The 594-nt window shown below is 52.4% G+C and carries 1 pseudogene; it reads left to right on the forward strand.

The window, feature by feature from the left end:
* Positions 1–542 (forward strand): annotated as a pseudogene (locus tag RB298_RS25575) (hypothetical protein); the annotation flags it as partial.
* Positions 543–594 lie beyond the last annotated feature (52 nt).

Below are 594 nucleotides of genomic sequence, written 5' to 3' on the forward strand. Positions count from 1 at the left end.
AGGGATCCTTGAACGGTTCCCTGATTGCAGAAGGTTCCATTGAGAGTAAACACCTCGCACCGGATGCCTTTGATAACTTTACTCTGGCTGACGGCTCTGTTATAGGAAGCCAGATCGCTGAAGGGACCATCACCGGCGCAATCGTGGCCGAGGGATCTTTGAACGGTTCCCTGATTGCAGAGGGTTCCATCGAGAGTAAACACCTCGCACCGAATGCCTTTGATAACTTCACCCTGGCCGAGAGTTCAATAACAGGAAGCCAAATTGCTGAAGGCACTATCACTGGCGCGAACGTGGCCGACGGGTCCTTGAATGGTTCCCTGATCGCCGAGGGATCCATCGAGAGCCGGCACCTTGGTCCGAATGCCTTTGATAACTTCACCTTGGCCGAGGGATCTATCGCGAGTAACCACCTTGCATCGGATGCCTTTGATGACTTCACCTTGGCTGAGGGCTCTGTTACCGGTAGCCACAACGAAGAAGGGACTATCGACGGCGCGGACGTGGGAAAGGATGATTTGAACGGATACATGGTAGAATAAGGTTCCGTACAAGAGAAAGCACATAGACCGGTAGAGTTTACATAAGTCACCT

This window comes from Priestia sp. BR_2, assembly GCF_041954005.1.
GTDB lineage: Bacteria > Bacillota > Bacilli > Paenibacillales > Paenibacillaceae > Paenibacillus_AQ > Paenibacillus_AQ lautus_A.